Here is an 11,803-nt window from a genome sequence, read left to right as displayed (position 1 = left end):
CCGCCCGAACGAACCCCGCCCTGCTCGTACGCCTGCTCCTGCCGCACATCCCCGCCAGAGCCCTCATGCCCAAGCCCCCGGGCGGGCCCCTGGCACCCCTGCGCCGCCGCGATCCCCAAGGCCACGAGCAACGTAACCACCACAAACACGAACAGCCGCTGCCGCAACAACCGCGGATTGGCGGGCCGCCGCCCGGTCCCGGTGGTCCGCGGCCCCGGACGTCCCGCCCCACTGCGGGACGAGCCGGGCCGACTCCCCGTACCGGACCGCGGAGGCACCGGACGGGACCCCGACCGCGAAGGGCTGCCGTTCCCGCGAGGCGAGGACGTGCCCTGCGTACGCCGCTGGGTGCGCTGCTCCGGGTAGCTCTCGGTGAGCCGCCCGGTCGGCCGGTCGGCCTCGGCGGTACGGGGCGCGGGCGGCCGGGCATCGCCCATACCCTGCGCCTCCCGGGCCGCGATCTCCTTCAGCCGCAGCGACAACTGCAGCGTGCTGGGCCGCTCCTCGGGGTCCTTCGCCAGACAGGCGCGTACGAGAGGGGCCAGCGCGTCCGGCACCCCGTGCAGCTGCGCCTCCTCGTGCACGACTCTGTAGAGCATCACTTCGGAACTGCCGTGCCCGAAGGGCGAGTCCTGCGTCGCCGCGTAGGCCAGCGTGGCCCCCAGGGCGAACACGTCCGTGGCCGGCGTGACCGCCGCGCCCCGCACCTGCTCNNGGCTTCAGGTCGCGGTGGACGACACCGGCCTCGTGCACGGCGACGAGCCCCTCGGAGAGGGCGGCGCCGACGGCCGCGACCTCGGCCGCGCGGAGCGGGCCCTCGTCGTTGACCTTGTCGTGCAGTGAGGGGCCCGGCACGTACTGCGTCGCGAACCAGGGCCGGTCGGCTTCCAGATCCGCGGCGACCAGGCGCGCGGTGCAGCCGCCCCGGATCCGCCGCGCCGCCGACACCTCGCGCGCGAACCGCGACCGGAACTCCTGATCCTCCGCCAGGTCCGGCCGGATCACCTTCAGCGCGACCCGCTGGCCACGCCGGTCGGAGCCCAGATAGACAACGCCCATCCCGCCCGCGCCGAGCCGTCGGTGAAGCCTGAACGAGCCGACGACACGCGGGTCCTCGCGCCTCAGGCGCATCATCGCCATGTCCATCCCCGCTGCCCGGTCCGTTTGACGAGCCACAGCTTACGTATACGCGGCCGGGTGCGCGCAGAGGCCGCGCCCTCACGTCCCGATCGATTGTCAGTGCCGGGTGGGAAACTTGAAAGGTGGTCAGGGGACGGGGGAGCCGGGCGGCGTTGAGCTGCGCGGATCCCCAACCATCCGTCGCAGAAGGGGGATTGGACCCGTGAAGGGTGATCGCGTGGAGATAGTGGTCGACGCCGGGGACACGACGCGTACGTACGAGGTGGTGGCGAGCCGGGCAGGCCGCCGGGTGGAGACAGCGGTCCGCAGGGGGGTGGTCGAAGTGAGCGAAGTCACCCGCAGCGGATCAGTCGTCCGTACGGCCCGCTTCATGGCCACCAGGGTGCTCGCCCTGGTCGAGCAGCCGGTCCCGAGGGAGGACAGCTCGGAACAGACCGGGCGTCCCCTCCGGGAAACCCCTGAGACCTAGGACTCCTTCTCCACCCAGGGGAGTAGTCCGCAGGTCACCGGTCATCCTCGGGGAGGCCCGGTAATAGGTACGAGGGCATGACGACCCGCACGCCTTCCACGCCTAGATTTGTTGTCAAGCGGCGGGTGCAGCACTCGTCCCCCGAGGTCAGACACCCGCCGCTGCCAGACAGCAGAAGCTTTCAACAGATCTCGACCGACAGATCTCGACCAACAGATCTGATCCAAGAGATCTCAACAGAACGGTCAGGAGAGGGACCATGGCGGACACAGCATCGCGGACCATGATCCGCACGCAGGGACGCAAGGCGTACAGCGCCGCGTTCGGTTCCAGCCGGTCCGGCCGACGCCACCCGCTGGTGGCGACGGCCATGGTCCTCCCTCTGGCCACCCTGCTCGTAGTCGTCTTCGGCGGCTGGGAAGCAGTGGTCACACAGGCGTCGTCCGTGGGCGTGATGCTGGGGCGCTGAGCGGCGCCCCAGGCCCGGAAGAGCGGTCCGGGCGGGGACATCCGGCCATGAAACCCCGTGGGGACGGGGGTGCGGCGGACGGCAAAAATGCGGGCGCAGCTGGGGAGCTGCGCCCGCATTGCTTTGCTTGCGTACGCTCCCGGAAGGATCCGTCGGCGCAGGACCCGACCGGGACGTAGAAACTCAGGGGGCCCGAGTGACCGCAGACGTACTGTCCGCGCTCAGGGCGAAGGTGCGGGCCGTCGTCCATCCGGCGGCGGATGCCTGTGTCTGCGGTACGGAGACCTCCGTGCTGGCCGACCGGCCCGACGGCACCGTCGTCCGGCACGCCGGCACCGTGGCGAAGGCGCACGCCGCCGACACCGACCCCGGTGAGCTCGCGGCACGGATGGCGGTCGCGGCACACCCCCGGCTCGACGGCATCCTCCTGCCCCCGCTGAGGCCGGGCGCGGTCGAGTCGCACGGCCGCCCGGTGACCTTCTGGCCGTACGGCAGTCCCGTGGACCGGGACGACCCCGACGCCGCCCCCTGGGAGGCTGCGGCCACCCTCCTCGCGCGGCTCCACCGGACGCCGCGGTCCGTACTCCCGCCCGGCATCCCGGTCATGCGCGGCCCGGTCAAGGCGGCCCGTGCCGTCGCCCGCCTCCACGCGGCGGGCCCGCACCCGGCGGCCGATCCGGTCCTGCGGGCCTGGGCCGTCCTGCCCGCCTGGGCGAGGGACGAGGCCCCGATGCCGTACGCGCGCACGCTGTGCCACGGTGACCTCCACCTGGGCCAGCTGGTGCGGACCCTCACCGAGGGCCGGGACGGCGACTGGCTGCTCATCGACATCGACGACCTGGGCCTGGGCGAGCCCGCGTGGGATCTGGCCCGCCCGGCGGCCTGGTTCGCCTGCGGACTGCTGCCGCCCGACGAGTGGGCCCGCTTCCTCACCGCGTACCAGAAGGCCGGCGGTCCGGCCGTCCCCGCGGACAGCGACCCCTGGCCGGCCCTCGACGTCCCGGCCCGCGCCCTGACCGTGCAGACCGCGGCCCTGGCGATCGCCAAGTCGGTCGCGGCGGAGCGCCCGTTGGACGAGGTGGAAACGTCCGTCATCGACGCTTGTGGCCGAATGGCCGCACACCCGCCGGAGTTGGCGGGAGAATACGCGACGTAGGGTGCAACCGACCGAAGCCGGGCGGAGTCTGTCCTGGCGGAAGCAGTACCGACCGGCGAGGAGTTGAGCCGAGCATGCAGTGTCCGAAGTGTCACGCGCCGATGCACACGTACAACCGCAATGGCGTCCAGATCGAGCAGTGCAGCGGCTGCCGCGGGATATTTCTCGACTACGGCGAGCTGGAGTCGCTGTCCCGCCTGGAGGGCCAGTACTCGCAGCCCGCGCCGCCGCCCCCCGGTGTCCCGCAGGCGTACCCGTCCGCGGGCGCCCCGCAGGCGTACCCCGCAGCCCCCGCACCCGCCTGGGGCGCCCCGCACGGCGGTCACGGCGGCCATGGCGGTCACTACGGCCACAACAAGCGTCACAAGAGCTTCGGCCACATGCTCTTCTCCTCCTGACGGACCCGGAGGAACGACGAAGCCCCCGACCGTACGAGACGGCCGGGGGCTTCGGCTGGTGCGCGATACTGGGATTGAACCAGTGACCTCTTCCGTGTCAGGGAAGCGCTCTCCCGCTGAGCTAATCGCGCAGGTGGGACCTGCTGTGGTGCGTAGTGCGTGCGCGATACTGGGATTGAACCAGTGACCTCTTCCGTGTCAGGGAAGCGCTCTCCCGCTGAGCTAATCGCGCGGGATCGGATCTCGCCGAACGTACCGGAAGATCCAGTGGACGATACTGGGATTGAACCAGTGACCTCTTCCGTGTCAGGGAAGCGCTCTCCCGCTGAGCTAATCGTCCTTGGAGGTGGAGACGGGATTTGAACCCGTGTAGACGGCTTTGCAGGCCGTTGCCTCGCCTCTCGGCCACTCCACCAGGAGTGCGGGGGTTCGGGAAGATCCCCCACTTCCTGCGAGCGGACGACCAGGTTCGAACTGGCGACCTCAACCTTGGCAAGGTTGCGCTCTACCAACTGAGCTACGTCCGCTTGTCGTTTCCGGTTCGCGTGAGCGTCCCGGCGACGTGTTGAACTCTAGCGGATTCCGGGGCCAGCACAAAAACGCGTTTGTGCAGCGTGCTGCGCTACGCCCGCTCCAGGACACGGCCAGGGCACCCACGGGTCACCCGCCATAGACTCACAGCCGTGCACGACCTCCCAGCTCTCGCCCGTTTCGGCAACATCGTCGCGACCGGTCTCCTCGACGTCACCGGCGACCCGGCGGCCCTGGACTCCAGTGGCTTCTGGGCCGTCAGCGCCGACTTCGAGGGGCGACTGGTCTGTGCCCGTTTCGCGGACGTACGGCGGGAGCCCGTCCCCGCGCCGGTGCCGGGGGAGTGGCGAGGCCCGGCGGTCGGTGACTGGACGTCGTCGCTCGACCGCGCCGCGTACACGGCCGGTGTCCGGCGCATCCGGGAGCACATCGCGGCCGGCGACGTGTACCAGGCGAACCTCTGCCGGGTCCTGTCCGCGCCCGTCGAGCCCGGCGCCGACGTGGACGCGCTGACCGCTCTGCTGGCGCGCGGCAACCCGGCGCCGTATGCCGGAACGATTCGCCTGCCCGGCCACGACGTGGAGATAGCGACCGCGTCTCCCGAGCTCTTCCTCCGGGTCAGCGGGACTGTGGTCGAGTCGGGCCCGATCAAGGGCACCGGGCGGACCGAGGCGGACCTGCTGGAGAAGGACCGCGCCGAGAACGTGATGATCGTGGACCTGGTGCGCAACGACCTGGGCAGGGTGTGCGCCACCGGCAGCGTGACCGTGCCCGACCTGTGCGTCGTCGAGAAGCACCCGGGGCTCGTCCACCTCGTCTCCACCGTCCGCGGCGAACTGCGCGAGGGCGTCGGCTGGCCCGAACTGCTGGCCGCGGCCTTCCCGCCCGGCTCGGTGACCGGTGCGCCGAAGTCCAGCGCCCTGCGGATCATCGAGGCCCTGGAGACCGCGCCACGGGGCCCGTACTGCGGCGGCATCGGCTGGGTCGACGCGGACCGCGGCACCGGAGAACTGGCCGTCGGCATCCGCACCTTCTGGATCGACCGGGCGGAGGGCGTGCTGCGCTTCGGTTCCGGCGCGGGCATCACCTGGGGTTCGGACCCCGACCGGGAGTGGGAGGAGACCGAACTGAAAGCCTCGCGACTGCTCGCTGTAGCGTCGGGGGTGTACCCAGGGGCGTACGACGCAAGTGAAGGGACCCACAGGTGAAGCTCTGGCTCGACGGCCGGCTGCAGGACAGCGAGTCGGCCCGTGTCTCCGTCTTCGACCACGGGCTGACCGTGGGCGACGGCGTCTTCGAGACCGCGAAGGCGGTGGACGGCCGTCCGTTCGCGCTCACCCGCCACCTCGACCGGCTGTCGCGCTCGGCGCTCGGCCTCGGGCTGCCCGAGCCCGACCACGACGAGGTGCGCCGGGCCTGCGCGGCCGTCCTGGAGGCCAACCCGATGCCGCTCGGCCGACTGCGGATCACGTACACCGGGGGCCACGGCCCGCTCGGCTCCGACCGCGGGGAGCACGGACCGACCCTGGTCGTCGCCCTCGGCGAGGCCACCCGGCGTCCCGACTCGACCGCTGTGATCACCGTGCCGTGGACCCGCAACGAGCGCGGCACGCTGACGGGCCTCAAGACGACCTCGTACGCCGAGAACGTCGTCGCCCTCGCCCGCGCGCGCGAACAGGGCGCGTCCGAGGCGCTGTTCGCGAACACGGTCGGGCAGCTCTGCGAGGGAACGGGCTCGAACGTCTTCGTCGTCCTGGACGGCGAGATCCACACCCCGCCGGTGGCCTCCGGCTGCCTCGCCGGCATCACCCGGGCCCTCACCGTCGAGTGGACGGGCGCCCGGGAGACCGACCTGCCGCTGGACGTCCTGGAGCGGGCCGACGAGATCTTCCTGACCTCGTCGCTGCGCGATGTGCAGGGCGTGCACCGGGCCGACGGCCGTGAACTGCCGGGCGCGCCGGGCCCGGTGACGGCCAAGGCGATGCGGATCTTCGACGAGCGGGCGGGCGACGACCTCGATCCCTGACAGGACCCGCGCACTTAACCGGATGACGTAGGCCTCGCGGACGGGTACAACACCCCTGATGACCACGACCCTGCGGCCGACCGAGCCGCTTCAGCGCGACGCCGACGGGGCGTTGTCACGGCACTACACGGTGTGCGTGAACAGCCGTCCCGTCGGCGGGATACACCTCGCCGCGAACTCCCTCTCCGGGCCGTCCGTCGCCCGGATCCATGACCTGGGCATCGACGAACCGGACCGCGGACGTGGCCGCGGCACCGTGGCCGCGCTCGCCGCGGAGGAGGTGGCGCGCGGCTGGGGCTGTACGCGGATCGAGGCGTCCGTGCCCGCCACGGCCACGGCCGCACTGCGGCTGACCACGGCCCTCGGCTACGTACTGCGCAACCGCCACATGGAGAAGCGGCTCGGCGCCACACCGCCCGAGCTGCCCGTCGGCAGCCAGGGACGCCCCATGACGGAGGCCGAGTTCGGGCCGTGGGAGGAGCGGGCGAAGGAGGAGTACGTCAAGGACTGGATCACCCGCGGAGTGCCCGAGGCCGAGGCCCGCGCCAAGTCCGAGCGGGACCACGCCACTTCGCTGCCGGACGGGATCAGCAGCGCGGGCATGGACTTCAGCGTCCTGGAACACGAGGGGACGCCGGTCGGCGTGCTGTGGCTGGGCACGCGCGACGGCTGGTCGTTCGTCTACGAGGTCGAGGCCGACGAGCGCTATCGGGGCCGGGGCCACGGCCGTTCGCTGATGCTCCTGGCGGAGACGCAGACCGTCGCCGCCGGACGCCCCGGCATCCGCCTGAACGTCTTCGACGGGAACGCCCCGGCCGAGCGGCTCTACGAGTCACTCGGCTACGAGACGACGACCTACCACTTCTACAAGAACCTGCTGTAGCCGTACGTGTGCCTGTAGGGGGGCGCGGGCGCGGTGGTCAGGCCTTCTGCTCGGTCAGCAGCCGGTCCACGATCTCCTCGACGCGCTCGCGCAGCCCCTCCTGGCTCTTGCCGCCGTCGAGCCGCTCGCCGTCGATGACGTACGTCGGGGTGCCGGTCACGCCGATGGCCTTGCCCTCGGCCTGGTCGGCGTCGACGATCAGGATGTGCCGGCCGTCGATGAGGGCGGTGTCGAACTCCTCGGCGTCCAGGCCGAGTTCCCCGGCCACCTCGACCAGGAAGGGTTCTCCCTTACGGTCCAGCTCCTGTACGCGCCCGAGCACCGCCTCGACGTACGGCCAGGCCTGCCCCTGTTCCGCGGCCTCCTCGGCGGCCTGGGCGGCGGCGAAGGCGTGCTTGTGCTTCTCCAGCGGGAAGTGCCGCAGCCGCAGCTCCAGCCGGTCGCCGTAGCGGGCGCGCAGCGCGCGCAGGTCGTCGAGGGCGCTACGGCAGTCCGGGCACTGCAGCTCGCACCAGACGTCCAGGACGGGGGCGGCGGGGCGTGCGGGGGAGGAGTCGCTCATGGGTCCCAGTCTCCCAGCCGAGGCTTCCGCGGCCCAACCGGGACCTTCCGCCACGGGGACCTACTGTCACCGTGACCCTTCGCCCCTGAGCGAACCCCGAACCACTCCTGATCGCGTACGGGGACCGGGCCCTGAGGAGGACCCGACCCGGAGATGTCCCTGAGGTCTGCCCGGACCATGGCATACCGGGCAGCGGGCGGTGCAGGATGGAAGGGACGAATCTGACCCTGCTCGCCCCAGCCATGTCTGGAGGACCGGATGATTGCCGAGACCGTCTGTTCCGCTGTCGCCGCGGCCGGCCTGGGCATCGCCGCGGTCACCGCGTACCGCAAGCGTTTCCTCATGGCGGTCCGCCTCACCGCGTACTCGCTGGTCCCCCTCGGTCTGGTGATGACCGGGGCCGTCGAATGGGCGGCGGAGACCGCCTTCAGCCCGATGGCCTGGGCGGGCTTCGGAGTGCTCGGCGGGGCCTGGCTGCTGTTCATGACCTCGCGAGCCGTGGAGCGGCGCACCGGCGGGACACGCAAGGAACGCAAGGCCGCCCGGGCCGCACAGCGCGAGGCGGTGGCTCCCGCGGCCTCGGCGCCCTCGCTCGGCGCGGCACCGGCCACCCGCCAGGCGACCCGCCCCGCCGCGAAGCCCCGCAAGGCCGAGCAGGGGGAGGACTTCAGCGACATCGAGGCCATCCTGAAGAAGCACGGCATATGAAGCGGCACGGCGTATGACGCGGCACGGCGTATGACGCTCTGAAACGACACAGTGATGCGGGCGATGCAGTGAGTGCTCGCGATTGCTCGCGTTGGGCAGGCACCTATCCCAGATCGTGGACCGCTGTGTCACGGATTTCGGCTAACTCCCCCATAATCCGGGCGTGTTGATCGCGTAGGGCCAGTCCGCTGCGTCATCATCGCCGCGAGATGCTGGACACAACACAGAGCGACACCGCTGCTCCTTCCGAGGAGCCGCGGGGTTGTCTCTTCGCGCTTTCTCAGCCACCGCTGATGATCTTCCTTGCGGTGATCGGCTGTCTGCTGCTCATGGCTTCGCTGCACGATCTGCTGCTGCTCTGAGCCGTACGCGGAGTCCCTGGCGCCACCCGCCGAGGACTCCGTCAGCCCGCCGCCTCCTTGCGACGCGCCCGGTAGGCGGCCACATGCAGACGGTTTCCGCAGGTGCGGCTGTCGCAGTAGCGGCGGGACCGGTTGCGGGAGAGGTCGACGAAGGCGCGCCTGCAGTCCGGTGCCTCACAGCGGCGCAGCCGCTCCTGTTCGCCGGCCACTACGAAGAACGCCAGGGCCATGCCACCGTCGGCGGCGAGATGGTCGGCGACGGACGCGCCCGGTGCGAAGTAGTGCACATGCCAGTCGTAGCCGTCGTGATCCGTGAGGCGCGGAGTGGTGCCCGCGGCGGCGACCAGCTCGTTGATGAGCGTGGCGGCGGCCCGGGGATCCGAGGCCGCGAAGATCCCGGCGAAACGCCCGCGGATCTTGCGGACCGCCGACAGATCGAGCTCGGACAGGGTGCCGACATCGCTGATGTCGTGGTTTCGTACGAAATCGTGCAGGGCTGGGAGGTTCGCGAGCCCGTCCGCCGTGTCGTCCTCCGGTGCGGTGTTCACCAGATCTACCACGGCGTCGAGGGCGCACCGGGTGTCGTGGGTGATCAGCACATTTCGCTCCCTGGCCTGGGGGTCGGGCAGCCGCCCGTCGATGCTGGCCGATGCTAGTCGCTTACGGGCCCGGGGGACGGGCTCGGGCTCGGCGGACAGCTCTTGGGTGTGGGCGGGCGACATTCGCGGGGGACCGCCGCAGGCGTATGCGCGGGCGCATGCACAGGCGCCGCCACCATGAACATCCATGGTGGCGGCGCCTGTGCATGCGCCATATGCAGTTGTCTGAGCCCGAGCCGTCTCCCCGAGTGGACGGCGCCGGGCGGCTTGGTGCGGAGTCTCGTCCTAGCTTTCGGCCAGGATGTGCGAGAGCTCCGTGTCGAGATCGAAGTGCCGGTGTTCCGTGCCAGGGGGCACGGCGGCGTCTGTTCGCTTCAGGAACGACTCCAGGGCCCTCGCCGGGGCCTCGAGCAGGGCCTCTCCCTCCGGAGAGCTCAGGGCGATGCACACGACGCCCTGACCGTGGCTGCGCGACGGCCAGACGCGGACGTCGCCGGTGCCGGTGGGCCGGTGCAGGCCCTCGGCCAGAAGGTCGCGGGCGAACACCCACTCGACGGTCTCTTCGGCTCCGGTGTGGAAGGTGGCGTGCACGGCGTAGGGATCGGCCGTGTCATACCGCAGTCCTGCGGGAACAGGCAGTGAGGACTCGCTCGACACAACGAGGCGCAGGTGCAGCTCGCAGCTGACCGTGGTGTTCATAAGCGCCAGGGCCTTTCGCTCAGTGTGCGCTCGGGGATTCGCACGTCGGCGAAATCGACATGCCACCTACGGTGCCGTTGTAAACCCCTCTGAGTGTTTTGCGTGTCTTTAGGTACCTCATCCGGCCGAGTGCTCGTTCGCGGAGTACCACCATTCCGGTGACCGGTTTCCGTCGGGTAGGGTTTGGCCGTATGAATACGGGGAGTGACGAAACGGGGGAGGCCGTCGCGGCGGCCGAAGGAACGAAGAGCGAGCCGGCGCTCGGATCCCGTGCGCCGGAATTCATCAAGGCACGACGGGCGCTGCACCTGAGCTGGCAGGTGGGCGTGTTCATCGTGGGCCTCGCGGTCGTCGTGGCCGGGGTGATCATGCTGCCGCTGCCCGGACCGGGGTGGCTGGTGATCTTCGGCGGCATGGCGATCTGGGCGACCGAGTTCGTCTGGGCCCAGCTGGTGCTCCGCTGGACGAAGCGCAAGGTCACCGAGGCGACACAGAAAGCGCTCGATCCCAAGGTGCGGCGCCGCAACATCATCCTGACGTCCGTCGGGCTGGTGATCATCGCGGTGCTGGTCGGGATCTACGTCTGGAAGTTCGGCTTCGAGATGCCGTGGAAGATCAAGGAGTAGCAGCCCTCCGCATCCTTCAGAGGCGGTCGGAGGCACCCCCTGACATGGGGTAATCTTCTCCGTGCGCCCGGGCGATTAGCTCAGCGGGAGAGCGCTTCGTTCACACCGAAGAGGTCACTGGTTCGATCCCAGTATCGCCCACCGTATCGATTGGCGGCCGGGTCCACAGAGCACGTGGACCCGGCCGCCAATCGCCGTTTCACCACGCGATTACGACACGTTGTGGGGCCACTCGCTCCGCCGCCCCTCGGTCAATGGCCGCCCGGAGCGAGCGTTCTGATGGGCGTTGCCCGTTGCTTCCCGGGGGCGAACATTGGCGTGGATTCGCCGGGTCGGAAGCGTGCCAGGTTCCGCCGTTGGCGGGCACGGACCGGGGCCTCGGTGAGGAAGACGCCCGACCGCGATTCCGCGAAGCGACGCTGGACCCGGGCCGCTCGGCGACGGCGCCCGCCGACCGACATTCCGCGAAGCGAACGCCGGCCCCGGCCTTCCCGCTGAGAGCACCCGGCCGCAGCTTCGCAGAGCGGCGCTGAACCCGGGCTTCACGGAGACGCCCAGCTGAACCTTCGCGGAGTGATACCGGCCCCGGGCTTCCCGCAGCGGGCGCCTGGCCGTGATCCACGGAGTGGCCGCCGGGCTTGGACTTCCAGGTGAGGGCGTCAGGGAGTGGCGCTGAGTCCGCGCCTCGCTGGGAGGGCGCTCACCTGCGGTTTCGTGGAGTGGGCGTTGAGGTGTGCGCCTCCAGGGTGGGTGCTGGGCTCGGGTCTCCTGGAGGGGGTGCGCGGGTGAGGTTTCGTGGAGTTGGCGCTGTACCGCGGGCTTCAGGGGGTGGGCGCCAGGCTGTGATTCTGAGGAGCGGACGCGGAGCCTGTGGGCTTCCCGGAGTGGGTGCTGAGCTCAGGCCTCCTGGAGAGGGCACGCAGGCGAGGCTTCGTGAAGTGGGCGCAGTACCCCGGGCTTCCCGATGAGGGCGCCAGCCTGCGTTTTCCTGGAGCGGGTGCTGAGCCTGAGCCTCTCTCAGTGGACGCCCGGTCATGCTTCCCGTGGATCGGACACCCGGCCGAGGTCCCCCTAAGCGGATGCCTGTCCAGGGCTCCTAGAGGAGCAGTACGCGCCAGACCACGCTTCCCACGCCCCAGCCGCCGCGAATCCCACCCCGGCGCACTACCTCAAGC

The 11,803-nt window shown here is 70.6% G+C and carries 14 protein-coding genes, 6 tRNA genes and 1 pseudogene; 11 read left to right on the top strand and 10 right to left on the bottom strand.

Annotated elements, in window-relative coordinates; all coding sequences use genetic code 11:
• Together AOK17_RS52950 and AOK17_RS52945 are read right to left on the bottom strand one after the other, a co-directional pair.
• Positions 1 to 713: pseudogene (locus tag AOK17_RS52950) on the bottom strand (serine/threonine-protein kinase); the annotation flags it as partial.
• Positions 714 to 715: 2 nt separating this feature from the next.
• Positions 716 to 1,146: protein kinase domain-containing protein (locus AOK17_RS52945; RefSeq protein WP_245697727.1), on the bottom strand; the 431-nt coding region annotated here is incomplete at its 3' end.
• 196 nt (positions 1,147 to 1,342) lie between these two features.
• On the opposite strand from AOK17_RS52945, the gene AOK17_RS42930 reads away from it, so the two are divergent.
• From AOK17_RS42930 to AOK17_RS42915, 4 genes are all read left to right on the top strand, one after another.
• Positions 1,343 to 1,609 (top strand): hypothetical protein, encoded by a 267-nt coding sequence (locus AOK17_RS42930; RefSeq protein ID WP_055511046.1) that lies wholly within the window; start codon positions 1,343 to 1,345, stop codon positions 1,607 to 1,609.
• 259 nt (positions 1,610 to 1,868) lie between these two features.
• Positions 1,869 to 2,078, top strand: coding sequence for a hypothetical protein (locus tag AOK17_RS42925; RefSeq protein WP_055618075.1), 210 nt, complete (start codon positions 1,869 to 1,871; stop codon positions 2,076 to 2,078).
• A gap of 196 nt (positions 2,079 to 2,274) precedes the next feature.
• Positions 2,275 to 3,234 (top strand): phosphotransferase family protein, encoded by a 960-nt coding sequence (locus AOK17_RS42920; RefSeq protein WP_055618074.1) that lies wholly within the window; start codon positions 2,275 to 2,277, stop codon positions 3,232 to 3,234.
• Positions 3,235 to 3,308: 74 nt separating this feature from the next.
• Entirely contained in the window at positions 3,309 to 3,632 is a 324-nt protein-coding gene (locus AOK17_RS42915) for a TFIIB-type zinc ribbon-containing protein (RefSeq protein WP_055618073.1), read from the top strand.
• Positions 3,633 to 3,688: 56 nt separating this feature from the next.
• On the opposite strand, the gene AOK17_RS42910 is transcribed toward AOK17_RS42915, so the two are convergent.
• From AOK17_RS42910 to AOK17_RS42890, 5 genes are all read right to left on the bottom strand, one after another.
• Positions 3,689 to 3,763: transfer RNA gene (locus AOK17_RS42910), tRNA-Val, on the bottom strand.
• A gap of 29 nt (positions 3,764 to 3,792) precedes the next feature.
• Positions 3,793 to 3,864 (bottom strand) — tRNA-Val (locus AOK17_RS42905).
• A 36-nt stretch (positions 3,865 to 3,900) separates the two neighbouring features.
• A tRNA-Val gene (locus AOK17_RS42900) sits at positions 3,901 to 3,972 on the bottom strand.
• Position 3,973: 1 nt separating this feature from the next.
• Positions 3,974 to 4,047, bottom strand: a tRNA-Cys gene (locus AOK17_RS42895).
• Between the two features lie 39 nt (positions 4,048 to 4,086).
• Positions 4,087 to 4,159, bottom strand: a tRNA-Gly gene (locus AOK17_RS42890).
• 156 nt (positions 4,160 to 4,315) lie between these two features.
• Here AOK17_RS42890 and AOK17_RS42885 point away from each other — a divergent pair.
• The 3 genes from AOK17_RS42885 to AOK17_RS42875 are packed head-to-tail and all read left to right on the top strand — an operon-like array spanning position 4,316 to position 7,072.
• Positions 4,316 to 5,371, top strand: coding sequence for a chorismate-binding protein (locus AOK17_RS42885; protein ID WP_055618072.1), 1,056 nt, complete (start codon positions 4,316 to 4,318; stop codon positions 5,369 to 5,371).
• Positions 5,368 to 6,189: an aminotransferase class IV gene (locus AOK17_RS42880; RefSeq protein ID WP_055618071.1), complete on the top strand. Its 822-nt coding sequence runs from the start codon at positions 5,368 to 5,370 to the stop codon at positions 6,187 to 6,189. Before AOK17_RS42885 ends, AOK17_RS42880 begins: the two co-directional genes overlap by 4 nt.
• Before the next feature lie 58 nt (positions 6,190 to 6,247).
• Positions 6,248 to 7,072, top strand: a complete 825-nt coding sequence (locus tag AOK17_RS42875; RefSeq protein WP_055618070.1) for a GNAT family N-acetyltransferase — start codon at positions 6,248 to 6,250, stop codon at positions 7,070 to 7,072.
• A 37-nt stretch (positions 7,073 to 7,109) separates the two neighbouring features.
• Here AOK17_RS42875 and AOK17_RS42870 read toward each other — a convergent pair whose 3' ends face one another.
• Positions 7,110 to 7,634 carry a DsbA family protein gene (locus tag AOK17_RS42870; protein ID WP_055618069.1) on the bottom strand — a complete coding sequence of 175 codons (525 nt, stop codon included), beginning with the start codon at positions 7,632 to 7,634 and terminating at the stop codon, positions 7,110 to 7,112.
• 258 nt (positions 7,635 to 7,892) lie between these two features.
• Here AOK17_RS42870 and AOK17_RS42865 point away from each other — a divergent pair, with 258 nt between their 5' ends.
• Both AOK17_RS42865 and AOK17_RS51455 read left to right on the top strand, forming a co-directional pair.
• Positions 7,893 to 8,342: a hypothetical protein gene (locus AOK17_RS42865; RefSeq protein ID WP_055618068.1), complete on the top strand. Its 450-nt coding sequence runs from the start codon at positions 7,893 to 7,895 to the stop codon at positions 8,340 to 8,342.
• 209 nt (positions 8,343 to 8,551) lie between these two features.
• Positions 8,552 to 8,704, top strand: coding sequence for a hypothetical protein (locus tag AOK17_RS51455; RefSeq protein WP_169802000.1), 153 nt, complete (start codon positions 8,552 to 8,554; stop codon positions 8,702 to 8,704).
• A gap of 41 nt (positions 8,705 to 8,745) precedes the next feature.
• Here the strand turns inward: AOK17_RS51455 and AOK17_RS42860 are convergent, their stop codons facing one another.
• Both AOK17_RS42860 and AOK17_RS42855 read right to left on the bottom strand, forming a co-directional pair.
• Positions 8,746 to 9,303: a CGNR zinc finger domain-containing protein gene (locus tag AOK17_RS42860; protein WP_055618067.1), complete on the bottom strand. Its 558-nt coding sequence runs from the start codon at positions 9,301 to 9,303 to the stop codon at positions 8,746 to 8,748.
• Positions 9,304 to 9,588: 285 nt separating this feature from the next.
• The gene (locus AOK17_RS42855) at positions 9,589 to 10,002 is read right to left on the bottom strand and encodes an SsgA family sporulation/cell division regulator (RefSeq protein ID WP_003959770.1); all 414 of its coding nucleotides are present in this window, start codon (positions 10,000 to 10,002) and stop codon (positions 9,589 to 9,591) included.
• Positions 10,003 to 10,193: 191 nt separating this feature from the next.
• Between AOK17_RS42855 and AOK17_RS42850 the strand changes: the two genes are divergently transcribed.
• Complete coding sequence (locus AOK17_RS42850; protein WP_055618066.1) at positions 10,194 to 10,628, top strand: TIGR02611 family protein; 435 nt, start codon at positions 10,194 to 10,196, stop codon at positions 10,626 to 10,628.
• Between the two features lie 69 nt (positions 10,629 to 10,697).
• Positions 10,698 to 10,769: transfer RNA gene (locus tag AOK17_RS42845), tRNA-Val, on the top strand.
• The last annotated feature ends 1,034 nt before the right edge of the window (positions 10,770 to 11,803 follow it).

It is taken from the genome of Streptomyces phaeochromogenes, assembly GCF_001418655.1.
Taxonomy (GTDB): domain Bacteria; phylum Actinomycetota; class Actinomycetes; order Streptomycetales; family Streptomycetaceae; genus Streptomyces; species Streptomyces phaeochromogenes.
The sequence above is the reverse complement of the archived record's forward strand: the minus strand, read 5'-3'. Positions and strand labels throughout refer to the sequence as shown.